Source organism: Agarivorans sp. QJM3NY_30 (assembly GCF_050870855.2).
In the GTDB taxonomy this organism is placed as follows: Bacteria; Pseudomonadota; Gammaproteobacteria; order Enterobacterales; family Celerinatantimonadaceae; genus Agarivorans.
Genome location: NZ_CP194038.2, coordinates 2,438,508 through 2,465,148 on the forward strand (window position 1 = coordinate 2,438,508; position 26,641 = coordinate 2,465,148).

At 43.7% G+C, this 26,641-nt stretch carries 22 protein-coding genes and 5 tRNA genes; 6 read left to right on the plus strand and 21 right to left on the minus strand.

The window, feature by feature from the left end; translation table 11 throughout:
* Position 1 precedes the first annotated feature (1 nt).
* The 12 genes from ACRRSX_RS11175 to rsxA all read right to left on the minus strand — a co-directional run bounded on the left by ACRRSX_RS11175 (position 2) and on the right by rsxA (position 11,279).
* On the minus strand, positions 2-637 hold the full coding sequence (locus ACRRSX_RS11175) for a tetratricopeptide repeat protein (RefSeq protein ID WP_432453141.1): 636 nt from the start codon (positions 635-637) through the stop codon (positions 2-4).
* A 14-nt stretch (positions 638-651) separates the two neighbouring features.
* Positions 652-1,458, minus strand: coding sequence for an SDR family oxidoreductase (locus tag ACRRSX_RS11180; protein ID WP_432453140.1), 807 nt, complete (start codon positions 1,456-1,458; stop codon positions 652-654).
* A 9-nt stretch (positions 1,459-1,467) separates the two neighbouring features.
* Complete coding sequence (locus ACRRSX_RS11185; RefSeq protein WP_432453139.1) at positions 1,468-2,151, minus strand: TenA family transcriptional regulator; 684 nt, start codon at positions 2,149-2,151, stop codon at positions 1,468-1,470.
* A 21-nt stretch (positions 2,152-2,172) separates the two neighbouring features.
* Entirely contained in the window at positions 2,173-3,642 is a 1,470-nt protein-coding gene (locus tag ACRRSX_RS11190; RefSeq protein ID WP_432453138.1) for an AMP-binding protein, read from the minus strand.
* Entirely contained in the window at positions 3,643-4,257 is a 615-nt protein-coding gene (locus tag ACRRSX_RS11195; protein WP_432453137.1) for a thermostable hemolysin, read from the minus strand.
* A gap of 328 nt (positions 4,258-4,585) precedes the next feature.
* A complete protein-coding gene (gene nth / locus ACRRSX_RS11200) occupies positions 4,586-5,221 on the minus strand; it encodes an endonuclease III (protein WP_432453136.1) in 636 nt (211 codons plus the stop codon).
* Positions 5,214-5,900: an electron transport complex subunit E gene (locus tag ACRRSX_RS11205; protein ID WP_432453135.1), complete on the minus strand. Its 687-nt coding sequence runs from the start codon at positions 5,898-5,900 to the stop codon at positions 5,214-5,216. The genes nth and ACRRSX_RS11205 overlap by 8 nt, the downstream gene beginning before the upstream one ends.
* A 15-nt stretch (positions 5,901-5,915) precedes the next feature.
* The gene (rsxG, locus tag ACRRSX_RS11210; protein WP_432453134.1) at positions 5,916-6,548 is read right to left on the minus strand and encodes an electron transport complex subunit RsxG; all 633 of its coding nucleotides are present in this window, start codon (positions 6,546-6,548) and stop codon (positions 5,916-5,918) included.
* On the minus strand, positions 6,538-7,608 hold the full coding sequence (gene rsxD / locus ACRRSX_RS11215) for an electron transport complex subunit RsxD (RefSeq protein WP_432453133.1): 1,071 nt from the start codon (positions 7,606-7,608) through the stop codon (positions 6,538-6,540). Before rsxD ends, rsxG begins: the two co-directional genes overlap by 11 nt.
* Complete coding sequence (gene rsxC, locus ACRRSX_RS11220; RefSeq protein WP_432453132.1) at positions 7,598-10,132, minus strand: electron transport complex subunit RsxC; 2,535 nt, start codon at positions 10,130-10,132, stop codon at positions 7,598-7,600. Before rsxC ends, rsxD begins: the two co-directional genes overlap by 11 nt.
* On the minus strand, positions 10,133-10,693 hold the full coding sequence (rsxB, locus tag ACRRSX_RS11225) for an electron transport complex subunit RsxB (protein WP_432453131.1): 561 nt from the start codon (positions 10,691-10,693) through the stop codon (positions 10,133-10,135).
* A gap of 7 nt (positions 10,694-10,700) precedes the next feature.
* Complete coding sequence (gene rsxA / locus ACRRSX_RS11230) at positions 10,701-11,279, minus strand: electron transport complex subunit RsxA (RefSeq protein ID WP_432453130.1); 579 nt, start codon at positions 11,277-11,279, stop codon at positions 10,701-10,703.
* A gap of 345 nt (positions 11,280-11,624) precedes the next feature.
* Between rsxA and nrdD the strand changes: the two genes are divergently transcribed.
* Together nrdD and nrdG are read left to right on the plus strand one after the other, a co-directional pair.
* The gene (gene nrdD, locus ACRRSX_RS11235; RefSeq protein WP_432453129.1) at positions 11,625-13,745 is read left to right on the plus strand and encodes an anaerobic ribonucleoside-triphosphate reductase; all 2,121 of its coding nucleotides are present in this window, start codon (positions 11,625-11,627) and stop codon (positions 13,743-13,745) included.
* Positions 13,746-14,246, plus strand: coding sequence for an anaerobic ribonucleoside-triphosphate reductase-activating protein (nrdG, locus tag ACRRSX_RS11240; protein ID WP_432453128.1), 501 nt, complete (start codon positions 13,746-13,748; stop codon positions 14,244-14,246).
* Here the strand turns inward: nrdG and ACRRSX_RS11245 are convergent.
* From ACRRSX_RS11245 to ACRRSX_RS11270, 6 genes are all read right to left on the minus strand, one after another.
* Positions 14,217-16,061, minus strand: a complete 1,845-nt coding sequence (locus ACRRSX_RS11245; protein ID WP_432453126.1) for an EAL domain-containing protein — start codon at positions 16,059-16,061, stop codon at positions 14,217-14,219. The genes nrdG and ACRRSX_RS11245 overlap by 30 nt on opposite strands.
* Positions 16,062-16,195: 134 nt before the next feature.
* Positions 16,196-16,271 (minus strand) — tRNA-Asn (locus ACRRSX_RS11250).
* A 32-nt stretch (positions 16,272-16,303) separates the two neighbouring features.
* Positions 16,304-16,379: transfer RNA gene (locus tag ACRRSX_RS11255), tRNA-Asn, on the minus strand.
* Between the two features lie 27 nt (positions 16,380-16,406).
* A tRNA-Asn gene (locus ACRRSX_RS11260) sits at positions 16,407-16,482 on the minus strand.
* A 33-nt stretch (positions 16,483-16,515) separates the two neighbouring features.
* Positions 16,516-16,591 (minus strand) — tRNA-Asn (locus ACRRSX_RS11265).
* 29 nt (positions 16,592-16,620) lie between these two features.
* Positions 16,621-16,697, minus strand: a tRNA-Asn gene (locus ACRRSX_RS11270).
* Between the two features lie 1,179 nt (positions 16,698-17,876).
* Between ACRRSX_RS11270 and uvrB the strand changes: the two genes are divergently transcribed.
* On the plus strand, positions 17,877-19,868 hold the full coding sequence (gene uvrB / locus ACRRSX_RS11275; RefSeq protein ID WP_432453125.1) for an excinuclease ABC subunit UvrB: 1,992 nt from the start codon (positions 17,877-17,879) through the stop codon (positions 19,866-19,868).
* Positions 19,869-19,917: 49 nt separating this feature from the next.
* Here uvrB and tpiA read toward each other — a convergent pair whose 3' ends face one another.
* Together tpiA and ACRRSX_RS11285 are read right to left on the minus strand one after the other, a co-directional pair.
* Positions 19,918-20,670 carry a triose-phosphate isomerase gene (gene tpiA, locus ACRRSX_RS11280; RefSeq protein ID WP_432453124.1) on the minus strand — a complete coding sequence of 251 codons (753 nt, stop codon included), beginning with the start codon at positions 20,668-20,670 and terminating at the stop codon, positions 19,918-19,920.
* 114 nt (positions 20,671-20,784) lie between these two features.
* A complete protein-coding gene (locus ACRRSX_RS11285; protein WP_432453123.1) occupies positions 20,785-21,561 on the minus strand; it encodes an ElyC/SanA/YdcF family protein in 777 nt (258 codons plus the stop codon).
* Between the two features lie 204 nt (positions 21,562-21,765).
* Here ACRRSX_RS11285 and ACRRSX_RS11290 point away from each other — a divergent pair, with 204 nt between their 5' ends.
* Complete coding sequence (locus ACRRSX_RS11290) at positions 21,766-22,956, plus strand: amino acid aminotransferase (RefSeq protein WP_432453121.1); 1,191 nt, start codon at positions 21,766-21,768, stop codon at positions 22,954-22,956.
* A 32-nt stretch (positions 22,957-22,988) separates the two neighbouring features.
* Here ACRRSX_RS11290 and ACRRSX_RS11295 read toward each other — a convergent pair whose 3' ends face one another.
* The gene (locus ACRRSX_RS11295) at positions 22,989-24,122 is read right to left on the minus strand and encodes a GGDEF domain-containing protein (RefSeq protein ID WP_432453119.1); all 1,134 of its coding nucleotides are present in this window, start codon (positions 24,120-24,122) and stop codon (positions 22,989-22,991) included.
* Between the two features lie 262 nt (positions 24,123-24,384).
* Here ACRRSX_RS11295 and ACRRSX_RS11300 point away from each other — a divergent pair, with 262 nt between their 5' ends.
* On the plus strand, positions 24,385-25,923 hold the full coding sequence (locus ACRRSX_RS11300; RefSeq protein ID WP_432453118.1) for a DUF3369 domain-containing protein: 1,539 nt from the start codon (positions 24,385-24,387) through the stop codon (positions 25,921-25,923).
* Positions 25,924-26,061: 138 nt separating this feature from the next.
* Complete coding sequence (locus ACRRSX_RS11305; RefSeq protein ID WP_432453116.1) at positions 26,062-26,607, plus strand: YaeQ family protein; 546 nt, start codon at positions 26,062-26,064, stop codon at positions 26,605-26,607.
* Positions 26,608-26,641: the final 34 nt, after the last annotated feature.

The window sequence follows — 26,641 nt, forward strand, 5'->3', positions numbered from 1 at the left end:
GTTATTTTAAGCTCTCCAAACGTAAGGCGATTTGTTGTTGCCGACCTTTGTCTGCCAGCGGTCGATCTGGCCGAGCTGCGGCTTGCTGGGCGCGGGTTAAATATTCAATGGCCTGTTGCTTACGACCATCTTCAGCCAAAAAGTCACCATAAAAATAGTTTGGGTCAATCCCATCGGGATTAAGGGCTAGTGCTTGTTTAAGCATCGCTTCTGCCTTGTCATCGTCGCCAAAACCGATTGGCCATCCTGGCACTTTGTAGTATAGCGAACCTAAGCTGGTATAGGCAGAGCCATCTAAAGTTTTTGGGTTTTTATCAATTACTTGCTCTAAGAGTTGCTTCGCTTCTTTGGCTAAACGTAATGCGGATAAACCGCCTTTGGCGCCAGCTAGTGAGGCTTTGTTAATTGCTAACCAAACTTGTAACTCCAAATCCTTGGGATCGTTATTTACGGCTTGGTAGTTGAGCTCGATGAGTTGTTCAAAACATTGTACTTGTGCTTTGTTTGGTTCAACTTGGTATTGGCAATGCGCCCAGTCACTTTGGATCTGTGGTAAGTTGTCGTTTGCAGCGAATGAAGCGCTGCTAGCGAAAAGGCTACTCACAAGTAAGCCGCTTAAGGTATGAGTCGTTTTCATTGTATGTTCCTTGTTTATTGGCTGTTGTGATTAATGAATTGGTGGATTGTCGCCTGTTGTTTACGAATCGAGTTTGCGACCAGCGACGGGAATATTTGATTCACTCGAGCAAATAGCTTTTCTGGCCAACCGATCCATTTCGCACGGTGTTCATGCTGGAGTATATTCAGCACATGCTGTGCAACAATTTGCGGTAAGTCGCTATGGTTGCCTAATTGTTGGTTGAGTTGACAAACTGCATCGCTATTGAGTTCGGTGTCGGTGGCGCGCGGCGCAAGGTAAAGCATTCTGATTCCGGTACCATCCAGCTCTCTATCCATGGCTTCACTAAAACGATGTACGCCCGCTTTTGCGGCGCAATAGCTTGCGTAGCCTGGATAGCCGATCGAGCCAAAAGTGGAACCAATGTTAAGAATGATCCCTGGCCGGCTAATCCAATCCAAAGCTGCCTGACTTAGTATGATTGGGGCCATTAAATTTAGCTGCATTTCTTGTTGTAGTGACTCAGTGCTTCGTTGCCTGAGAAAGCGAAATTGATTGCTACCAGCATTGTTGATCACAACACTAATCGTTTGCCCCTGTTGTTGGTAGTCAAGCGCCACAGATTTGAGCCGTTTGATGTCGTGAGAGGACAGTAAGTCAATACTTAAACTCTGGTGTCGTTCCGGGGCGCTAAGGGATTGGCGCAGCGCTTCTAGTTTTTGCTGATTTCTTGCCACTAACAATAACCGTGCACCTTGCTCGCTAAGTTGCTTTGCGATGGCTTTTCCAATCCCGCCAGATGCGCCTGTTAGTAACACTGTTTTGTCTTGAATAAGCATTTCTTATCCTTATGCTGCCTGCTCGGCAGCACTAATATTGAGCTCTCTTAACATCTGCCCGTAGAGTGAAAACACCATATTGGCCGAATCAATAATGACCTTTTGATCATCCTGATCTGTGATTTGATTCATTAACCCTTCAAAAAATAAAATGTGTTGTTGGTCTAACTCACTATGCGAAAGCAAGTAACTAAGAGCTTCATCGGGAAGGTCAAGCGTGCTCTTCACTAGCGTTGCTATCTGAGCTCCAACTCCCACGCTAGTGCCTTCCAATACCCAAACCATGCCAAATAAAGCCAAAGGATTATGACGATCAATCTGGTGATACAGGTAGGCAACCATCAGCTCGATAGCTGGGCTCACTTTACCTTGGGCTTGATTGTCTCGAACTAGTTGGGCGTTGCCATGACAAGCTTCGATATCATTCAAGATCCATTCATGATGACCTTGTTCTTCGGTAATATATTCTGCGATTGCTTCTCGTACCCACTCGTAGTCCGCTGATAGTCGGCCACCGCAGGCCATGAGTAAGGGCACGGTATGTTTCACATGGTGAAAGGCTTGAGTGAGAAAGGCGAGGTACATTTCGCGATTAATTTCCCCGCGACTACAAGCAGCGAACACTGGCGCTTGTAACATTTGTTGTTGAGCAGCTCGGGTTTGTTGTTGTAAGGTTTCAAAAAAAAGACTCATTGGACTCTCCTGCAAATTTGCTTAGTTGATTTCGGTTATTTGAATATGGTCGAGTGCGTCACTTGGCGTATCCAAGACTTCCTGTACCCATTGTTCAAGCACCATTCGTTTGGGTCGACCGTTAGCGGTGAACCATTCTTGATGAGAATAAATTGATGGAATCGCTATCACTCGCTTGATTTGCGCGTAATCGGGGAGCTTTTGATTGAGTACTTGTATACGTTGGTTGATGTTTGCTTGGCTCTCAGTGACCGCAGTTAGAAAAGCTTGGGCATCTCCGGTTATGATGAATGGGCGACCAGCAAAATGACTCTGCGCTTCAGATTCAATCCACTCTGGAGAAATATTGCGACCAAAACTAGTAATAAGCTGGTTTTTCTTACGGCCCAGTAATGTGACAAATCCCTGATCATCTATGGTGGCTAAATCTCCGGTTGCGAGCCAAGGGGCGGTGAAAGCCATACCTAAGTAACCAAGTGCAATATTACCTTTTACCAGCAACTCACCGTCATCGGCTAGCTTGACTTCTACATGCTCTAATACTTGGCCGCAGCTCCCAGGTTTATACGATTTCTCGGTGTTAATACATACCACTGAGCCGCATTCAGAAAGACCATAACCCTCATAGGCTGGGATCGAAAGTTGATGAGCGAGCTGGATAAGCTCTGGCGCAACGCGAGCCCCGCCAACAGCAACAAAGCGTAACGATTCTGCCAACTGAGCTTGCTGTTGAACCAGTTGGATAAGCGCCATTAATAATGCGGGTGTCAGCACCAAGCTATTGGGTTTCTCGCGTATTAGGGCGCTGGCAAAAACGTTAGCTTCAAATCGACTGGAACCATGTAAACCGAGGCTCTGGCCATGATAGATCTTCGCCGTAACACCGAGTAATAACGGAACATAAACCCCAGTAATATTTTCTAGTAAGGTTGATAAAGGGAGTAACACTAAATGTTGCTCGCTTTGATCTCGAATTTTGTCGGCTAAAACTTCGCTGGTCCGTTGTAAGTTTTGCTCACTAAGGCAAACCCCCTTTGGGTTCCCGGTCGAGCCGGAGGTAAAGGTAATTTTGCAAGTCTGTTTTAAGGGAAGCACCGCTTGTGTCACTGGTCGTCGATAGGCGGCTAAACCTGCAATTTGTAAGTCTAGTTGAGCGTATTCAGGCCAATCGCCAATTAATAAGTCAGCAGCTGATTGCTCAAGACTATGTTCGACTTGTTGTGCTGCAAAGAAGGTCGGAATGGGGATGATTACCACCCGAGCCTGCATCGCTGCTAAGTCGGCGATCACCCAGTCTAAGCAGTTTTCTGCTTTCAAGGCGATGGCATTCACATTTAGCGAGACGATACTTAAGGCTGCGGCATCAACTTGTTGTTTTAGTTGGCGATAAGTTAAGCTACTTGCTTGACCTTTAACATCGTGACCGACAAAAGCAAGTTGATCTGGGTGATCATTAGCGTGGCGGCTAATTGCTTGTAAAATGCTGTTCATTTAGAGACCTATCTGTTGCATATTTGTTATACCCACGCGACTAGTTAGGTGGTTTAATCCCACTTGCAGATTACCTGCGAAGATCCGTGGTTGATGTTGGTAATAACTCCCCCAACGTTGTTTTGCTCTTGGGACTCGTTGTGGATCCGCTTCAGCAATCAGCGTAGGGACAAGACCAAGGCGCTTCATTAGGGCGTATAAGGGATCTGTTGCGGTGAATATGCACCAAGCAAACCCACGCTCAACTAAGGCTTCAGCCATCAATAAAAAATGTAAGGGAGAAGCGCCTTTGGTAAAAGATGCGAGCTGGCCGAACTCAATTAATTGGTTTCGCTTGATGCTTTGATTGAACGCTTTTGAGAGCAACAGCTCTGCTGTTTGATCTAAGTATTGTTCCAAAAATAAAGGCTCATGATTTGCGAGGCGATAACCGCATAAAGATTTGATTTGACCATTTTCGGTCAGAGCCATATAAGTGGGCATGAACGAGTCTAGTTTGGCATCAAAAGCTTGTTGGTATCGAGTGGTTATATACTGAATAACTTGCTGCCAGAGTGGGTGGGCAGCCGTGATAAATTCCAAACTTACCGAGTCACGTTGATAGTCTTGATTCATTCGCTAACCTCATCTTCATCATTTATTTAAAGATAAGGGGGGAAACTTAAGAAACGCTTAAGAAATGGTGGATTAATGTAGGTATTGTAAGTTACAGATTGTTAGATAAAGTTGCGTGAGATTTTTCGAACTCGGGATTCAGAGCTAGTGCCGCTTTTAAAATATGAGTTAGGTGACTTGATATTTAGGCAAGTGTGGTCCGGGTAAGTACAGGCTAAAGGGCCGGATTAGGCGATACGCATATTGGCTGTCCAATTGAGCTTATCGCAAACGGGGGAGTGGTCACCGTGCTGCCCACTGATATCAGCGAGCAACTCCTTAAGGGATGCTAAAGCTCGGTCTTGTCGGCAAACTCACATAAATCTTCAATCATGCAGGAGCCGCAACGCGGCTTTCGCGCAACACAGGTATAGCGGCCATGCAGAATGAGCCAATGATGCACATCAACTTTAAATTCTTTGGGGACAACTTTAAGTAATTTTTGTTCGACCTGCTCAACATTTTTGCCCATGGCAAATTTTGTACGGTTTGAAACGCGATAAATGTGAGTGTCGACAGCTATGGTTGGCCAGCCAAAAGCCGTATTGAGCACAACATTCGCCGTTTTCCGCCCCACACCGGGCAGCGCTTCTAAGAATTCTCGATTTTCAGGCACCTTTCCCTGATGCTGATCGATTAAGATCTTACAGGTCTTCAGTAGGTTTTCAGCTTTAGAGTTATATAAACCAATGGTCTTAATGTAGCTTTTCAGCGTGTCTAAGCCGAGTTCTAAAATAGCTTTTGGCGTATTGGCCACTGGGAATAGCTTAGCCGTTGCCTTATTTACTGACACATCGGTTGCTTGTGCCGATAGTAATACCGCGGTTAGCAGCTCAAAAGGGCTTGAAAAATTAAGCTCCGTTGTGGGATGCGGGTTATCGTTACGTAGTCGCGTTAAGATTTCTCGTCGTTTACTGTTATTCATTGTGTTGAAGATCTTCCATGACTAAGTCAGTGGCTTGTTGTTTGGTTTTTACTCGATGATCGATGATATTCTTCAAGGCGATAATAAACCCCATGACTAAGAAAGCGCCCGGCGGAAGGATCGCAACTAGAAAATGTTCGTTGAAATTGATGACTTGTACATGTAAAACCGATGCCCAGTCACCCAGTAACAGCTCGATACCTTCAAACAAACTGCCATTGCCTAATAGTTCACGAATGGCCCCGACCAGAGTTAATACTAACGCAAAACCTAAACCCATCATTAAACCATCGAAGGCTGCGGCGGGGACAGGGTTGCGAGCCGCAAATGCTTCGGCACGGCCGATAATAATGCAGTTAGTCACAATTAAAGGAATAAAGATCCCCAGATTTTGGTACAAGCCATAGCTGTAGGCATTCATTAATAACTGAACGCATGTTACAAAAGAGGCAATAACCATCACAAATACGGGAATGCGAATTTCTTTGGCGACCCATTTCCGGATCAATGACACGGTCGTGTTTGAGGCGATAAGTACCAACATGGTGGCAAAACCTAAACCTAAAGCGTTACTGATAGTAGACGTCACCGCGAGCAGGGGACATAGGCCCAGTAATTGAACTAAACCGGGATTGTTTTTCCATAGCCCTTGCCAAGCTATTTGTTTGTAATCACTCATCGCTTTTCCTTCGGGTTAACAATCAACAGCAGAAATGCCGATGGTTTGATGATTTTTGGCATGATAAATCAAAGCTTTCTTAACCGCCTTAACTACAGCTCTAGGCGTGATGGTTGCTCCGGTAAAAGCGTCGAATTGACCTCCATCTTTTTTAACCGCCCAACGACTATCATTTTCATCTAACAAGAACTGTTGATTAAATTGATAAATCCAATCCGATTTACGGGTTTCTATCTTGTCACCTAAGCCTGGAGTTTCATTATGTTGGACAACTCGTACCCCACTTATCTTACCGTTTGCCTCAACCCCAACTAACAAGGAAATTGCACCGCCATAACCATCAGGCGCAGTAATTGGGTATACATAGGCTTGAACTTGGCCTTTGTTAGAGATCACACGAATGGTTTGCGCCTTATCACTCCCTAAGTACCCTAAATTAGTGTCGATATAACATTGCTGCTGATAGGCAATACTCGTTAATTGAGTGGGAAGAACTTCATTCATCGATTTTCGACGTTGCTGTTCAATCTGGTGCTCGATTTGTGGTGCAGTAAAGTAGTTCACCACGACGACTAGCAAGGTACAGCAGAAGGCAAAGGTGGCCAACATAATGGCATTGCTGCTGATGGATTGGCTCTTAGTGCTCATGTTTGTTTCCTTCGCCGTATCCGTAAACTTTTGGTTTGGTAAAATGGTCAATCATTGGCACCGCCATGTTACTCAGTAAAACGGCAAAGGCTACGGCATCAGGATAGCCGCCGTAATTTCGGATCAGAAAAACGAATAAGGCGACTAAAGCACCATAAATAATCCGGCCTCGGTTGGTTGTGGAAGCACTGACCGGATCCGTCAAAATGAAGAAGGCGCCAAGCATTGTTGCGCCAGAAAAGAGCTGTAGCAAGATTGGCGTCGTATGATCTGGGTTAATTGCGTTAGAGATTAAACTTAGTAACAATAAGATTGATAAAAAAGCTAGTGGAATATGCCAGCGAATAACTTTCAAGTAAAGTAGCGCTAAACCTCCGAGTAAGTAAGCGAGGTTTATCCACTGCCAACCAACACCAGCTAAGGCGCCATAGATTGCTTTACTTGCGATCTCTGATGAGGTGAAGCCAAGCTTGAGCTGGGTTTTCATTTCATCGAGTGGAGTGGCAATGGTATGTCCATCGATGCTGGCAATTTGTTTTAAGCTAAAGCCGTCGACTGTGAAACCATTAAAAATTAAGCCCAAACCGTCAACACTGCTAAATGATTCGTGTAATAAGGCCTGGGGTGGCATCCAACTGGTCATGCTGACTGGAAAAGAGACCAGCAACAATACATAAGCCGCCATGGCTGGATTAAAAATGTTATGACCTAAGCCGCCATATAAGTGTTTGACCACGATAATGGCAAAGCAAGAGCCTATTAGAGTCATCCACCATGGCGCATAAGCGGGTAGGGCTAAACCGAGTAATATTCCGGTGACTAATGCGCTGTTGTCACTTAACGTTGGCCATAGGGGACGTCGACGTAGTAACAGTATTAATGTTTCACTTGCGATCGCGATGCTACTAGCTAACAGCACTTGCACTAATGTGCCGATCCCAAATTGGTAAGTTTGTACCAAGAAACCGGGAACAAGACATAAAATAACCCAAAACATCAAAGTCTTGGTTTTTACAGGCTTGTGTACAAACGGCGAGCTTTGCAGGGTATTACTGGTCATTTGGCTTGGTCTCTTGTGGTTTGGTTTGCTCTGCACGTTTCTTCGCTTTAGCCTTGGCAATCGCAGCTAGGACTGCAGGATTTGTTGTTGCCGACTTGGCTTTCAGATCTACGCTGGCATCATCAGCGACTGGGGTCTCTGTTTGTGCTGCGTCGGTTGCGGCTAGCTTTTTAGCCTTGGCGCGAGCAACTGCAGCCACCGCAGGATTAGTCGATTTGGCTTTGACTGCTACCTTGGCATCGTCAGCGACTGGGGTCTCTGTTTGTGCAGCGTCGGTTGCCGCTAGTTTTTTAGCCTTGGCGCGGGCAATTGCTGCGGCCACCGCGGGATTAGTTGATTTGGCTTTGACTGCTACCTTGGCATCGTCTGCGACTGGCGTTTCAGTTTGCGCAGCGTCGGTTGCCGCTAGCTTTTTAGCCTTGGCGCGGGCAATTGCTGCGGCCACCGCGGGATTAGTCGATTTGGCTTTGACTGCTACCTTGGCATCGCTTGCGACTGGCGTTTCTGTTTGTGCAGCGTCGGTTGCCCCTAGCTTTTTAGCCTTGGCGCGGGCAATTGCTGCAGCCACCGCAGGATTAGTTGATTTGGCTTTGACTGCTACCTTGGTGTCGTCAGCGACAGGGGGCTCTGTTTGCACCGTGTCGGTTGCGGCTAGCTTTTTAGCCTTGGCGCGGGCAATTGCAGCGGCCACCGCAGGGTTAGTCGACTTAGTGGTGGCAGCTACCTTGGTGTCGTTTGCGACTGGCGTTTCTGTTTGTGCCGTGTCGGTTGCGGCTAGCTTTTTAGCCTTGGCGCGAGCAATTGCTGCGGCCACCGCAGGGTTGCTTGATTTGGCTTTGTCACTGTGGCTTTCAGCTTGAGTCTCGTTTGAATCACTAGAGGCCTTGAGTCCTTGTTCTTTAGCCAAACGGCGCTGTTGTTTACGAGCTTCACGTTCGGCGATTGCTTGTTGATTATCGGGGATCCATTCTCCGCTGGTCGTTTGTATCGCTGCCGGAGCTTGAGCTTTCGATTGTTTTACCCGCGCCAAGGCCGCAGCAACAGGATCAGGCTTGTTGGCCGAAGAGTTGGCATTGGTTTGCTCTTGTCTACGGAGCGCAGCTTGTTGATGTTTGGCTTTTCGCTCTAATTTATCTTTTTCTAAACGCGCGAGGCGGGCTTCAAAACGTTGTTTGGCAATATCAGCTTCTTGTTTCGCTAGATCTTCGGCTCTAATTTTAGCTTTGGCAGTGCGGTAGTGCTGCACTAGCGATATTTGACTGGGACAAACAAAGGCACAGGCACCACATTCGATACAATCCATCATGTTGTAGCTGCGGGCTTTGTTGAGCTCATCCGCTTGGCTAAACCAGTAAAGTTGTTGCGGTAATAAGCCCATAGGACAAGCTTGAGCACATTCACCGCAGCGAATACAAGGGGATTCCGTCGCGGCTGCTTGTGGGTGGTTGACAATTAAACAGTTACTGGTTTTTACGATAGGAGCCTGATTATTGGGCAGCATGAACCCCATCATCGAACCGCCCATAATTGTCGGAGTATTGTTGGCGACTTGCAGTTTTTCACTCAATATATGTGCGACGCTGGTCCCGAGGGGTAGCCAGTAGTTAGCTGGCTGCTCAACCAAATCTCCGGCGATAGTTACGATTCGAGAGATCAATGGTTCACCGATATCAACTGCACGATGAACCGCATAGGCAGTTCCAACATTCTGCACCAACATTCCTAAATCGATAGGTAGTTGACTGGCAGTGACTTGTTGTCCGGTTAAAATTTCGATCAGTTGTTTTTCCCCGCCAGAAGGGTACTTGGTGGGAATGCTACGGATGATGATCGAATCATTGGTGTGCTTGCTTAAGGCTTCAATTGCTTCCGGTTTATCATTTTCAATGGCAATAATTGTTAACTTCGGCTGCAGCGCTGTTTGTAATATTTGTACCCCTTTAATGACTTCGGCTGGGTAATTGCGCATTAAACAGTCATCAGCCGTAATATAAGGCTCACATTCGGCGCCGTTAATAATGAGTATATCTAAGGGCTTATGTGGGCTTATTTTTAGAGCCGTGGGGAATCCAGCTCCGCCCATACCGGCAATCCCAGATTGATGGACTCGCTGGCAAATAAGTTCTGGGGTTTGTTGATTTTGGCTAAGGGGGGCAGGCCAAACCGCATCTCGTTGTTGTTCATCGACCTTAATCACGATCGCTAACTCTGGAATCGCTGAGGCGTGCGCTGTGACACGAGGTTCTATCGCAACAATGGTACCGGAGCATGAGGCATGCACCGGAGGCGCTTGATAAAACTGCGACTCATTTAATGCTTGTCCACGGAGTACTTTTTGGCCGACGACAACTAATAATTTGGCAGCGCTGCCAATGTGTTGCTGTACAGGAATGGTGAGATACTCCGGGTTCGCCAGCCACTCTGGTTTTTCGCAATTAATCAGCTGTTTATTGGTTTCAGGATGAACCCCACCTTGGTAGTTCCAGGTAAAGCCTTGTTTTATTTTTTCTAGCCAAGCCACCATCTATTTCATTTCCTCAATGATTGAGACGTCAATTTGGTTTAATTTCCAATCCCAATTTTTGGTGGTTGTCTCAATTGGACGCATTTCGATACAATCAGTTGGGCAGGGGGCAACGCACAACTCGCAACCGGTACATTCTTTTGCGATCACCGTGTGCATGTGTTTATTGGAACCCATAATCGCGTCTACTGGACAAGCTTGAATGCACTTGGTGCAACCGATACAAGCATCTTCAATAATAAAGGCGACTTTTTTACGGTCGTCTTCTTTCACTGCAGCTGCATCTAAAGGGATTGCTTCCACACCGAGTAAATCTGCGATTTTAGCGATAGTTTCGTCCCCGCCGGGAGGGCACTTATTGATGGGCTCACCATTGGCGATGGCTTCGGCGTAGGGACGACATCCAGGGTGACCACACTGGCCACACTGCGTTTGCGGCAATAAGCTTTCGACTTGATCCGCAATTGGATTGCCTTCCACCTTATATTTAATTGCGGCATAACCAAGAATGGCGCCAAATACTAAGGCCAATAGAGTAATGGTAATTAAGGCTACTAACATGCTGTGGTTACTTAATTAGGCCGGCAAAACCGACGAAGGCTAAAGACATGAGTCCAGCGGTGATCATCGCGATCGCAGCCCCTTTAAAAGGGAGGGGAATATCGGCAACGACTAAACGTTCGCGCATGGCAGAAAATAGTATCAGTACTAATGAGAAACCGACCGCAGCCCCAAAACCATAAATGATGGACTCAAATAGATCATGCTGCTCATTTATATTTAATAGCGCCACGCCCAACACCGCACAGTTGGTGGTAATTAAGGGTAAATAGATCCCCAATACGCGGTGCAATGCGGGGCTAGCTTTTTGGACAAACATTTCCGTAAATTGAACCACAACTGCGATCACAAGGATAAAACTCATGGTACGCAAATAGGTGATATCTAGTGGTGCCAAAATATACTGTTCGACCAGATACGAGCACATAGAAGCCAGAGTCAATACAAATGTAGTGGCTAATGCCATTCCTATAGCGGTTTCTACTTTGCTAGAAACCCCCATGAAGGGACACAGGCCCAAGAACTTAACCAGTACAAAGTTGTTAACCAGTACGGTACTAATCAATAACAACAGATATTCAGTCATTTATATAAGATGCAGCCAAACAAAAGCGTATTATCCCCGTTTGTGGTCTTTATAACAACCGTGAGATCACTGTGGAAAAAGGCCATAAATTTTGCCGTGATTTGTGGAGCATTTTTAGGCAAATAGATCAGCTTTTTTAGCTTAGCTTGATCTTGATCATTTGATTTTGCTTTAACGTTTAAACTTCTCGACTACCATATCTAGTGGGAACTACAATTCTCAACCACAATATATGGTTATCCGATCATCCAGATGCTTTTTTATACAATATCGACAGCTAAGCCTTTGGTAGCGCGGGTTCCGCAATTTTCTAATGAATGAGTGAGTAAAATTGGAGCGTAAATCGTGAAAACAGTCGTGATCAAGCGAGACGGAAGCCGTGTACCTTACGACGCTAAACGGATTGTTGACGCCGTATTGAAAGCCGCAGAGGCTTTAGGCGTAAAAGATAATCTTGTCGCATTACAAATAGCGCAGCAGGTGACCGAACAATTTATCAATCTGGCAGAAGTTGATATCAACGACATTCAAGCCTCAGTTGAAAATTGCCTGATGGAAAATGACAATAAGACTTTGGCTCGCGCCTATATTGAGTATCGTCATGATCGAGATGTTGCCCGCGACAAACGTAGCGTTTTAAATAACGAAATCAGAGGACTGGTCGAGCAAAGTAATGCCGCCTTGCTTAATGAGAACGCCAATAAAGATAGCAAAGTGATCCCGACTCAACGTGATCTTTTAGCCGGGATTGTTGCAAAGCATTATGCGAAAACCCATTTGTTACCTCGAGATGTTGTTAAGGCTCACGATAGCGGTGAGATCCACTTCCATGACTTAGACTACGCTCCATTTTTCCCGATGTTTAATTGTATGCTAATTGACCTTGAAGGCATGCTCACTGGTGGTTTTAAAATGGGCAATGCTGAAATTGAGACGCCAAAGTCCATTTCTACAGCAACTGCGGTGACAGCGCAGATTATTGCTCAGGTTGCGAGTCATATTTATGGTGGCACGACTATCAATCGAATTGATGAGATTCTGGCGCCTTATGTTCTCAAAAGTCATGAAAAGCATTTAGCTACTGCTAAACAATGGGAAATAGCGGATCAAGAGGCTTATGCGAAAGCACAAACTGAGAAAGAATGTCATGATGCTTTTCAGTCTTTAGAGTATGAAGTGAATACTTTACATACAGCCAACGGGCAAACACCGTTTGTCACCTTCGGTTTTGGTTTAGGCTCCTGTTGGGCGGCACGGTTGATTCAGCGCTCAATTTTGCAAAATCGTATTGCAGGTTTAGGCAAAAATGCCAAAACCGCAGTATTCCCTAAATTGGTCTTTGCGATTAAAGATGGTTTAAATCATAAGCCTGAAGATCCGAGTTACGATATTAAACAACTTGCCTTAGAGTGTGCATCCAAACGAATGTACCCTGATATTTTGAACTACGACAAAGTCGTTGAAGTGACCGGTTCTTTTAAAACCCCAATGGGGTGTCGCAGTTTCTTGGGACCTTATCAAGAGGGCGGTAAAGAAGTCCATGATGGTCGAAATAACCTCGGTGTTGTCAGTTTAAATTTACCGCGGATAGCCATCGAAGCAAAAGGGGATGAACAACGATTCTATGAGTTGTTAGACCAACGTTTAAGTATCGCCAAGCAAGGTCTTGATACCCGAATAGAGCGTCTAAAAGGGGTGAAAGCCAAAGTTGCTCCTATTTTATATATGGAAGGAGCTTGTGGTGTTCGCTTAAACGCCGAAGACGATGTCTCCAAAATATTTGAAAATGGTCGAGCTTCTATTTCATTGGGTTATATTGGTCTACATGAAACAGTAAATGCTTTATATGCTGATGACCAACATGTTTACGATAGTAAACAGTTACGACAAAAGGCCCTTGGGATCGTAACGGCGCTGAAACAAGCAACTCTGCGTTGGGAGAAAGAAAGTGGGTATGCTTTCAGCTTGTATAGTACGCCTAGTGAGAATTTATGTGACCGTTTCTGCCGTTTAGATGCGAAGAAGTTTGGGGTGATAGCAGGAGTCACGGATAAAGGTTATTACACCAATAGTTTCCATTTGGATGTAGAGAAACAGGTCAATCCGTTTGATAAGATCGACTTTGAACAACCTTACCCTGCGATCTCTAGCGGCGGGTTTATTTGCTATGGTGAATATCCAAATATGCAACATAATACAGAAGCCCTAGAAGACGTTTGGGACTATAGCTATGATCGGGTGCCTTATTATGGGACAAATACACCGATTGATGAGTGTTATGAATGTCATTTTACGGGCGAATTTAACTGTACCAGCAAAGGCTTTGAATGTCCTTCATGTGGCAATAGTGAAGCTAGTAAGGTATCGGTTATTCGTCGGGTTTGCGGTTACTTAGGTAGTCCTGATGCACGTCCGTTTAACTATGGCAAACAAGAAGAAGTGAAACGTCGGGTCAAACATCTGTAAATGCATTATCTTAGCTACCATACGATCGACGTGGTGAATGGACAGGGTACGCGTTGTACCTTGTTTGTTGCTGGTTGTGAGCATCAGTGTAAGGGCTGTTATAATCAGAAGTCTTGGCGTTGTGATGCGGGGCATGAATTTACCGATGCCTTAGAACAGAAAATTATTGATGATCTAAATGACCCTCGAATTAAACGCAAAGGTTTAAGTTTGACTGGTGGCGATCCACTGCATCCTAACAACCTCGCAGCGATTAAACGTTTAGTATTACGAGTTAAAACTGAATGTATTGGCAAAGATATTTGGTTATGGACTGGTTATCGCTTAGCCGAGCTTAATCCTGCGCAACAAGATATCGTACGAATGATTGATACACTTATCGATGGTAAGTTCGAACAAAGCTTAGCCGATGCTAAGTTAGTTTGGCGGGGCAGTAGTAATCAGGTTATATATCAACACCCCTTGCGTGACTCAATGTATGAGCTTGGGTCGGGCAATTAAATAGCCTTGCAAGCTATCAACATACATCGATTCCAAAAGTTGTTTTTGTTCTAATGTCTCAACGCCTTGAGCGATAACTTGGCAGCCTAAGCGGTGCGACACTTCCACCAGCATACCGACCAGTTGCTGGTTGGATTTGTCATTTGCAAGTTGTTGCACTAAATCGCTGCTAATTTTTACATAGTTTGGCTTCAATTCTTTAAATAGCTTAAAAGAGCCGATCCCCGTACCAAAGTCTGCAATAGCGGTATGGCAACTGTTTTTCCTTAATATTTCGAACAATTTTTTTGCATTGCTTAAGTGCAAATTCAGAACTTCTTCTTCTAGTTCAAATACGACTCGTGATTGCAGGTTGGGGTATTTTGACAATTCTTGACTTAACCAAGTGCAAAAACTCGGTTCGATTAAAACTAACTTACTCAGGTTGATCCCCCAGCGATATTCTGCATTCTGTTCGGCGATGGTTTGCAATACATAAGCAAGGGTCGATTGTTCGAGTTTTGCAATTAACCCAAGACGTTCAGCCATAACTAAACATGTTTCGGTAGGCAATTGTTGCTGGTCTTCAGATAAGAAACGAATGAAAACTTCATGATAAGCGGGCATTGTACGATGCAGTGATTGAATGGCCTGAGAAGCGATACGAAAGCGCTGGTGTGTTAATAATGAACTGAGGGTCGTATGCCATTGTAGTTCGCTACTCTCGAGAGTATGGCTATCTTCGAGTACCAGCTCCCAAGCATTTGGAGAAAGACTTTGGGCGATTTCTAAGGCGGCATCTGCTCGGGTGATGATTCGCTCGATAGTATCTCCATTTTTAAATTCGGTGATACCGATGTAGGCGGCACTTTGCATTTGTTTACGATGACTCAAATCACTAAATGACGCGCTTAAGTTTTGCGCAACTTGACTGATTCGAGTCGCAGGTAGTCTTGGAATGATCAACGCAAATTCAGCGCCAAGCAAACGGTATAATAAGCTGTTGTGGTATTCTTTACGGTTGTAATCGATGATATTAGCCACTTCTTGTATATATTTATCTCCGGCTTGATGACCTCGCACTTTATTAATTTCTTGTAACTGAGAAGCTCTGACTAAAAATAGTACCGTATCTTTGAGTTCAGATTTTAATAGACTTTGCATTTTCTGGCGAAATGAATGGCGATTTAACTGGCCAGTTAAAGGATCTAATGCAACTTGTTTTTCTAATTGGCCAATCGCATGTTTTTGTTCGCGGATTTGCTGAGTGAGTTGTAATTTTTGTTCTTTAATCAATTCTCCCACGGAGCCTAATACGGGTTGTTCATCGACATAACGTTCGGTATTTAGTAGCGTTTTAAGTTTACTTTTTACGCGCGAGATTGAACGCAAGAATAGAAGGCTGGTTAATACATAACCAAATAAACAAATACCAGCAATGGTTAAATAGAGCTTAAGGTAGTTGTCGCTGACAAATTCGAAAGACGGTTTATAGTTAACCTGGTAATTGTCGACGGTGATCGTTTGTAGTTTTGTTTTATTGGGTTCAACCAGCTCTACCAACCAATGTTGGGGAGGGCCAACTAAGGCAAGGTTGTTATCAATGGCTAACTGCGTTGAAATAAAACTGAGTTTATGCTGCTCAAGCAGCTGTTGTAAGTAAGTTTGCTTGAGCTGTGCGTCATCATTTAATTGCAGCTGTAGTAGGGTATTAATTTGTTGATTTTCGTGTGCTAAATCTTGCTTAAACAGTTGCACATGAACACTGACTAATCCACCCCATAAAGCGATAAATAAAAGAGCGTTTACAACAAAGAATGTTCTAAGGCCTTTCATAATCTACCTGTTCATTAAATCAGCAATATTTAATGATAATACATGTAAACAATAGACTTATCTATCAGATGGTTAGTGAATTGAGATCAACTAGCTAGAATAAACAATATTTAACAGAAGAGTGAGCTAGATAATGGCTCCCCAGGTTGGGCTTGAACCAACGACACATGGATTAACAGTCCACCGCTCTACCAACTGAGCTACTGGGGAATTATCAGCATTTACCTACGATAGTTTTGATGTGGCTCCCCAAGTTGGGCTTGAACCAACGACACATGGATTAACAGTCCACCGCTCTACCAACTGAGCTATTGGGGAATTATCAACACTATCTGCTTATATGATTGGCTCCCCAAGTTGGGCTTGAACCAACGACACATGGATTAACAGTCCACCGCTCTACCAACTGAGCTATTGGGGAATCATATAAGGTCTAACTTATTGTCATCAAGATTGGCTCCCCAAGTTGGGCTTGAACCAACGACACATGGATTAACAGTCCACCGCTCTACCAACTGAGCTATTGGGGAATCTTGATATGTACTAAAGCGAAACAGATTGGCTCCCCAGGTTGGAGTTGAACCAACGACACATGGATTAACAGTCCACCGCTCTAACCAACTGAGCTACTGGGGAATCGCTTTGCTTAAGTGCGGGGCGCATAGTAATAATTGCCCTGATAGCTGTCAACTAATTCTACCTCAAAAATGATAAATAGTGTTTGTTTGCTCAAACTACATCCACATATCACCCATCTTCGATCAAATCTTGCTCAGCGGTGATGAAAAACTGCTGAATTGGCGTCTGATGTAATTCGTTGTACGTAACCAACAAAGTCATGCTGGCTGCCTATCGTAAAGTAGTTTGTGATGCCTTGCCTAAAGTGTCGCGTTGCTATGTTTACTTACTGCAGAGCTGGTCGTTTATGCCTGTCTTAAATAATAGGCAGTGGTTAGCATTACCTTATGCTTGTATTGAATCGTTACCTTAAAACATGCGTCAATAATGGGAAAATAGTGGGGTGAGCCTAAACGATGTTGTTCACGAATCTGCCGTAAATTGAAATAGCCAACAACGCTCACTTTATTTAGGTGTCGAATAACAAAGGTCTTATACCTACACATGGCGCTAAAAAGTCGTTTTAACCAAATACCCTAAAACCAATTTGAAGGCTTGCTCTGCACTGCGCTTGTCACGCATTTAGCACCAGGCTGCCGTTTAATTCATAGCAAAAGTTTGCGGTGAGCTTAGGAAGATAGTTTTGCGAAGCTCTGTGACATCGGGTTTGCGATATTTTCAAAATTGCTTGCCAAAATTTTTTAAACTCGGTGTGTCATCATGGTTAAACTCTTGCAGTGCGCTACACTTTATTGCTGAGATTTATACACAATCCCGCAAAGCCTTTGGTTGTGGATGTTTCTATGACTTATCCACTGATTTTGTGGATAACTATGTGCATTAAAATATTATATCTGGCTGCAGGCCAATAAAGACGCGGGGTCAAGAGAAATTAAACGAAATTCAAAAATAAGCTTAACTCTATATATAACAAACACTTATTGTTATTTCTAGGATAAAAGCTCAAAATTCGACCGAGAAAATAAATATTGCATTTAACAAAAAAATCGGTGTGCATTACTTTTTGTTACAAGAAGTTTACTGTACACAATTCAGCAATTTCTGCTGTTAATTATACAAAACCGATATTCTCTACTGAACCGCAATAAATTGGCTGATAGCTATCGCGCGCTTATTTAAACTGAGCGACATTCGAGTAGAATGACGCTCATCTGGTTTTTAGTTGGTTATCGATTTATGAAAAAAACTTTCGATTTGGTTTCTGAATATACGCCTGCAGGCGATCAACCTAAAGCGATTGAAAGTCTAAATGAAGGCTTAGCAGATGGCTTAGCTCACCAAACCTTGCTAGGTGTCACTGGCTCCGGTAAAACTTTTACCATAGCCAACGTGATTGCCGAACAAAACCGTCCAACAATTATTTTGGCGCCAAACAAAACTTTAGCTGCGCAGCTATATGGTGAAATGAAGGAATTTTTCCCTCATAACGCCGTCGAGTTTTTTGTATCTTACTACGATTATTACCAACCAGAAGCCTACGTACCGACCACTGATACCTTTATTGAGAAAGATGCTTCGGTTAACTCGCATATTGAACAGATGCGACTCTCGGCCACTAAGGCGCTATTAGAGCGTAGGGACGTGGTGTTAGTTGCTTCAGTTTCTGCAATTTATGGTTTGGGAGATCCACAGTCGTATTTACAGATGATGTTGCACTTGAGTGTTGGGGATATGATTGACCAACGGGCCATTTTACGACGTCTCGCGGAATTACAATATTCTCGTAATGATGCGGCATTTCAACGCTCAACCTTTCGGGTTAGGGGAGATGTAATCGATGTTTTTCCTGCTGAATCCGATAAAAATGCTTTACGTATAGAATTATTTGACGGTGAAGTAGAACGACTCAGCAGCTTTGACCCGCTCACCGGAGTAGAAGAAGCTTCGATGGTCAGGGCAACTATTTTTCCTAAAACGCACTATGTTACTCCTCGCGAAACTATCGTTAACGCAATTTCTTCCATTAAAGAAGAGTTAAATGAGCGTAAAAGGCAGTTGCTTGACGTTAATAAGCTTATTGAAGAGCAACGAATTTCCCAACGGACTTTGTTTGACATCGAAATGATGAATGAATTGGGATATTGCTCTGGGATTGAAAACTACTCCCGATATCTCTCCAGTCGCGCCCCCGGCGAGCCACCACCAACCTTATTAGATTATCTTCCTGCTGATGGGCTGATGGTGATAGATGAGTCGCACGTCACCGTACCGCAAATTGGCGCGATGTATAAAGGTGACCGTTCACGAAAAGAAAATTTAGTGAATTACGGTTTTCGCTTGCCTTCAGCGCTGGACAATCGACCATTAAAATTTGAAGAATTCGAGTCGATTGCGCCGCAAACTATTTTTGTTTCGGCGACGCCGAGTACCTATGAACTTGAGAAAACTAATCAAGAATTTGTTGAGCAGGTCGTTAGGCCCACAGGGTTGCTGGATCCGGTCATTGAAGTGCGACCCGTTGCCACCCAAGTAGATGATTTACTATCAGAGATCCGAATTAGAACAGCGATTGATGAACGAGTGCTTGTAACTACGCTGACCAAGCGAATGGCCGAGGATTTAAGCGAGTATCTGGCAGAGCATCAAGTTAAAGTGCGCTATTTACACTCCGATATTGATACTGTAGAGCGGGTTGAAATCATTCGAGACTTACGTATGGGGATCTTTGACGTACTGGTTGGGATTAACTTGCTACGAGAAGGCTTAGACATGCCGGAAGTTTCGTTAGTCGCTATTCTAGATGCGGATAAGGAAGGCTTCTTGCGTTCAGAACGGTCTTTGATCCAAACCATTGGCCGTGCTGCCCGACATCCGCAAGGCAAAGCTATTTTGTACGGGGACAAAATTACTGGTTCGATGGATAAAGCTATCTCTGAGACCAACCGACGTCGTGAAATTCAGCATGCTTACAATCAAGAGCGGGGGATTATTCCGCAAAAACTCAACAAAAAAGTTGTCGATATTAGTAACTTTGGAAAATCAAAAGCGCTGCAAGCTACAGAACCACAAGCACAATATCGAACTCTGACTCCAGAGATGATGTTAAAGAAAATTGCTGATTTAGAAAAGCAAATGATTGGTCATGCTAAGGAACTTGAGTTTGAACAAGCCGCAAGCTTGCGTGATAGTATCGCAGAGTTACATCAACAACTTATAAAAATGAGTTAAAAAAAAGCCGCGATGCTAAACGTCGCGGCTTAATAACAATGAATCGTGATTAGTTCGCAGCAAGAATAATTGCGCCAAACTCTTCAGCCATTAATGAAGCTCCGCCAACAAGCGCGCCGTCAATGTCAGCTTGAGAGAACAATTCTTTTGCAGTCGCAGCTTTTACGCTACCGCCGTAAAGAATTTGAACTTTTTCTGCAACACTTGCGCTTTGTGCTGCTAACCAGCCACGGATATGAGCATGAACCGCTTGTGCTTGCTCAGACGTTGCTGACTTACCAGTACCAATGGCCCATACCGGCTCGTAAGCAATCACTGCATTAGCTAGGGCATCAATACCACAAAGCTCAATTACAGCTTTTAATTGAGCTTCAACAACAGCTTCAGTTTTTCCGCTTTCATTCTCTTCAAGCGTTTCACCAATACAAAGAACAGGTACTAATTGGTTTTCCTGAATTGCTTTGAATTTTGCGGCTACGACTGCGTCAGTTTCGTTATGGTATTGGCGACGTTCGCTGTGGCCAACCAAGCTGTAAGTACAGCCGAATTCTTTTAACATGACGGGTGAATTTTCACCTGTAAATGCACCAGAAACGTTCACACTAGCATCTTGCGCGCCGTAAGCGATAGGAGCGTCACCGACTAAGGCTTCTACTTGACCTAAGAAAATCACTGGGGGGCAAATCGCTGTTTGTACATTGGTTGCAGCTTTTGCTGGCTCAATTAAACCATTCACTAACGCAGTAACTGAATCTTTCGTACCGTTTAGCTTCCAGTTACCCATTACAAGAGGTGTTCTCATCACGCTTTCTCCTTTAAGTAAATTGGCTCGATTATAGAGAATAAATTACAAAATCGTAGTGTTTACACGAAATTATCTGGTTAAAACTGAAAGTAGCTGATCTAAAACAAACGATTATGAAAAATGGTCACGAATTTTTTGCCACCAAATCCCCAATTTCTCGTGCCAAACCGCATCATAACGATAGATGAAGCGAGCATCCGGTAAAAATTCGTAAAGGCGTTGTTTTCCTTGGGCTTCTTTCCCTAAGTAATCCGTGGGAACAGGACTAATGTTGTTCGAGTATTGACGGAAGTACTGCAGTGCGCGTTGCATATGGGTTGCACTGGTAATCAGCGCTGTAGGTCGTTGACCAATATAACTAGCGATGACTGCGGCTTCTTGCTCTGTATCCATCGCTTTTGGAATGGTGATAATATTGGCTGGCGGAATATTAGCTGCTGTAGCAACCTTTTGCATTAATTCAGCATTACTATTGGGATCGCTTCCACCATAACCAGATACGATTAAGCGGCTCTGTGGATTCACAAGACTCAATTCGATGCCCTTAGTGATGCGGGCAAAAGATGAACGACTGAGTTGCTCAGTAGGGGACAACAAGGGGTCACTGATATGTCCGCCCCCCAAGACCACAACAAAGTCAAAACTATTGACCAGCTGACTCGGAGGCAGAACTTGTCGCTCGTTTGCGATTAACTGCTGATTAACCCACCAAGGATTACTGGTAAGCAATAATATGACTAAAGCAGGTAAAAGGGTGATCGCGGCGCGATAAGGCCGTTTAGTGAGGCAAAAGTAAAGTGATAACACCAAAAAAAATAGCGAAATGTTGAGAGGCATCAGTAACGAACCTAACCATTTTTTTACAATAAAACCTAAACTTAAATCCATATAGCTGGTTCTCTAGTTTGCGATGCAAGCATCTTAATCTATCCTTATTCATAGGTGTTTAAAATTATCAAAAATCTCGACTTAATCCAAATTAATGCGTTAAATCAAAATTTACTTGTTATTTTTTCCTCTACATAAAGACAGCTTTCTAAACTTAAGGTAATCTTCGCTCAATACAGGCAAGTAATTAGCAGTGAGGAAAGTATGTTTGAGCGTGTTTCCGCGGCCGCGGCAGATCCCATTTTAGGTTTAACTGAAGCTTTTAAAGCCGATCCCCGTCCTAACAAGATTAATCTAGGAGTCGGTATTTATAAAAACGAAGCTGGTGCAACTCCAGTTTTAAAGACCGTTAAAATTGCAGAGCAGAAGTTACTGGAAACGGAAAGTAGTAAGTCTTATCTTAGTATTGAAGGTAATCCTGCTTATGGCTTGGAAGTACAGAAACTGTTGTTTGGTGAAAATAGTGAAATCGTAAGCAGCCAACGCGCTTTTACGGCTCAGTCGCCAGGTGGTACCGGGGCTCTGCATAATGCCGCTGAATTCGCTTATAATCATTTAGGTGTACGTACTGTTTGGGTGAGTAACCCAACTTGGGCCAACCACGGCAATATTTTTAAAGCCTTAGGCCTTGAAGTAAAAGCTTACGATTACTACAACCCAGAGACCCAAGATCTCGACTTTGCAGCGATGTTAAGTTCTTTAGAGCACGTTAGTGCGGGCGACTTAGTGCTTTTCCACGGCTGTTGTCATAATCCTACTGGCATCGACCCAACAATTGAACAATGGCAGCAATTAGCCAATTTAGCAGCAAGCAAAAAGATATTGCCATTGTTTGATTTCGCTTACCAAGGGTTTTCTATAGGTGTGGAAGAAGACGCCGCTGGTTTGCGACTTTTTGCCGAACAAATTAAAGAGTTAATGGTTGCCAGTTCTTTTTCTAAAAACTTTGGCTTATATAATGAGCGGGTGGGTGCATTCACTTTGGTTGCTCAAAACAAAGAGCAGGGCGCCGCGGCATTTAGCCAAGTAAAAGCAGGTATTCGAGCGAACTACTCGAACCCACCATCTCACGGCGCTGCTGTGGTGACTACAATTTTGCAAAACCCAGAGCTAAAAGCGCAATGGCATAGCGAAGTCACAGAGATGCGTGAGCGGATTAAAGAAATGCGTGACTTGTTTGTTGCCACGTTAGCTGAAAAAGGCGCTGAGGGTGATTACAGCTTTATTCAGCGCCAGAATGGTATGTTCTCGTTCTCTGGTTTAAGTAAACAACAAGTGCAAATCTTAAAAGAGCAACATGCGGTATATATTGTTGGCTCGGGTCGGATCAGCGTCGCCGGGATGACCAAAGACAATATGCAAGCATTATGTGAAGCGATAGCAGCGGTTGTGTAGCAAGTAAACAATAAGGCTTAGCTTGCTAAGCCTTATCCTATCACGACATTGCGCCCCTTCTTTTTCGCTTCATACAAGGCATTATCTGCATCTTTTATCACTTCCTCTGCACTGGCGTGTAGATTAGATTTCTCTGCCACTCCAATACTTACCGTAATTTGTACCGTATTTTTAGGCTCGGGTTGTTCCCCTCGGCGTGATTTATCGCTGGTATTACGACTGTTATTATCACGAATAGCGAAAGGGGTTTGAGCAATGAGCTCGCGTATGTCATCTAAAAATATTTTGGCATGCTCGAGTTGCTTGCCCTTAAATAATACAGTGAACTCTTCTCCCCCATAACGAAACACTTGACCTCCACCTTCAATTTGGTCTAGCTTTGCTGCCACCATCGCCAAGACATCATCACCCACATCATGGCCATAGGTATCATTAAATTTTTTGAAATGGTCAATATCCACCATGGCTAGGCAATAGTTTTTAGACAATCCAGCTAAGCGCTCGAATAACATGCGTCGACCTAATAATCCGGTGAGCTCATCGCGATAAGCCAGTTCATGTGAAGCATTAAATCCACTGAACAACATGATTAACATCGATGCCGTAAAAAAAATTGAAGAAATTGCTTCTCTGTCGAGAAAAATCAGCGGAAAGGTACTGGCTAAGAAACTAAAAAACAGTCCAATCGAAATACTGGTTGGTTTATTGATGAAACGAACAAATGAGATAACCAAACAAAACATGATGAACCCGAGCGCATTTAGGCTAATCACGAGGCCTTCGAGCGGGTGGGGGCTAAACCATTGTTTAATCATACCTTGCATATCGAGGGCTAAAAAGTCGATGATGATTGGTATGCTTAGCATTTGTAATGCTAAGCAAATATACCAAACAAGAGCTCGCCGAGTTATCCAGCCGTTATCTTTGACTAATTGATTAAGAAACAAGTTGAAAGGAATGAATAAACCGAGCACAGTGAAGCAGGTCGAAGCTGTTGGCTCTGCAAGCGGTTGTTGTAAGTAGTTGACTATTAACCAATAACTAAAAGTATTTACAAGTGCTACCACGAATAACTGCCGTCGGTTAAACTGCAGTGCCAGCATTGTAATAATGGTAGCGAAGCCATAGGGTAACCAATAAATGAGTTCGCGAATATTAGTAGACAAGCTTGAATACCAAATTAGTGCCCCTGTCGCTATCATCAAAATGGCGAGGGACGGGAATACATTATGGCTTGTTAAGCGACTTTCCATAAATTTCAAGTAATTGAGTTTGGAATGATTTTATAGAATATTTAACTAATTTAAAATCGATATAGGCCAATAAGCAGTCTGGCCTCGAAGTTTTCTACAGTAACTGCATATTAGTCTTTGATATTATGCAGTTACTGTTCTAATTTTACTGTAACGAAAAAATACGGAGCAGCGCATGAGTGACTTTCTGTTCATTGATGATACTGAAGAACCAGTAAAAAAAGTTACCAAAGCATCTTGGAAGTTATTGGTTATTGATGATGAAGCTGAAATTCACTCGGTAACGCGCTTAGTGCTGTCTGGGGTTGAAATTGATGGTTATCAGTTAGAGTTTCTTTCTGCTTATAGTGCGGAGGAGGCGCGCCAAATATTTAATGAGCATGATGATATCGCGATTGCTTTAGTCGATGTGGTGATGGAAACCGATCATGCTGGCTTGGAATTAGTTCGCTGGATCCGCGAAACCAAAGAAAACCATGCTACGCGGTTGATTTTAAGGACCGGTCAGCCAGGGCAGGCTCCAGAAGAGTCGGTGATTAAAGATTACGATATCAATGATTATAAGAGCAAAACAGAATTAACCGCCACCAAGTTAAAAACCATTACTTATTCAGCGATCCGTTCTTACCGAGATATTCTATTCATCGAACGTCATCGCTCTGGTTTGTTGAAGGTTATCGAGTCCACATCCTTAGTTTTAAAGAGTAAAACACTTTACCACTTCGGATCAGCGGTGTTAGAGCAGTTGGTTGAATTGTTTCAGTTAGAAACGTCGGCAATGTATATCACCACCTTAACTGAAGACGTATTACATCATCAGTCGTTTAATGTATTGGCTGCGACCGGTGATTTTGTGACGAATGAGCACAATGAATCTGATTTTGATCAGAGTAAGATCCCTGATAACGTAAAAGCATTGCTCAAACACGCGTTACAAGAGCGTAGAACCATCGTAAATGAAGACTGTTATGTTGGATTTTACTCAACCGATAATCGTAGTGTTAGTCTGCTTTATGTACAACATGAGAAACCGCTTGATGATATAGAAAAGGGCTTGTTAGAAGTATTTGCGACTAATATCGCATTAACTTTCGAAAACCTCACGATTAAAGAAGAGATCCAAGATACCCAAAAAGAACTTATTTTTATTATTGGTGACGCCATTGAACAACGTAGTAAAGAAACTGGATCGCACGTTAAACGGGTGTCGTTGATTTGCGAACTAATGGCTAAAAAATTAAATTTTGACCCTGAATTTGTTGAATTGTTTAAATACGCGGCCCCATTACATGATTTGGGTAAGATTGCTATACCGGAGTCGATTCTGCATAAACCTGGTAAGCTAGATGCTCAGGAGTGGGAGGTGATGCAAACTCACGCTCAAGTTGGTCACGATTTGCTTGCCGATTCCAATAAGATTATTGCCCGTCTCGGAGCCGAAATATCTATTTGCCATCATGAAAAATGGGATGGTAGCGGATATCCTCGTCAATTAGCGGGGGAAGACATTCCTTTAGTGGGCCGAATCATGGCTATTACCGATGTATTTGATGCTTTGGGGTCGAAGCGCTCTTATAAAGAGCCCTGGTCGAACGCAGAAATCAAACAATTTATCATCGAACAAAAAGGAAAACACTTTGATCCAACCTTAGTTGATCTGTTAATCGAGAATTTTGACGAGTTCTTAGAAATTCGCAACAGCCATCCGGATTAACGATCGATAGCTAATAGGCCAAAGGCTAATATTTTCGTGTTATTGCATTGAATTTACTTAATAAAAAGCGCATTCTCTTCATTTAACTAGCTCTGTGCCTAAGCGCTCAGAGCTCAGCTATATCGAATAGGCGCTACAGTGGCACTAAAACCCACCATCTATAAATTGCGGATCTCTCTCTCTGATTTAAACCGTAATTACTATGACACACTCAATTTAACCATTGCCCAACACCCTTCTGAAACGCTTGAAAGGATGATGGCTCGGGTAATGGCTTATTGCCACAGTGCAGAACAAGGTTTGGAGTTTACCAAGGGCTTAAGTGAAATCGAACAGCCCGACCTTTGGTCGAAGTCTCTCGATGGTCAGGTTCAACTATGGATTGATGTGGGGGAACCCAGTGCTGAACGCATTAAGAAGGCGACGCGTCTCGCGGAAACGGTAAAAGTGTATAGTTTTAACTCTAAATCAAATACTTGGTGGCAACAAATCCAAGGAAAACTGACTCGGTTGGATTTGCAAGTTTGGCAACTTGATTGGCAAGAGGTTTGTAAACTGGCATCTTATGTGGAGCGAACCATGGATCTATCGGTGACGATTACCGAACAATCTGCCTATGTCACGATTGGTAGTCATGAATTAGATATTAACTGGAAGCCGCTTCAGTTGCCGATTTCAGATTAAGTGAGAGTTAAAATATTCAAGCTTAATTCCACCA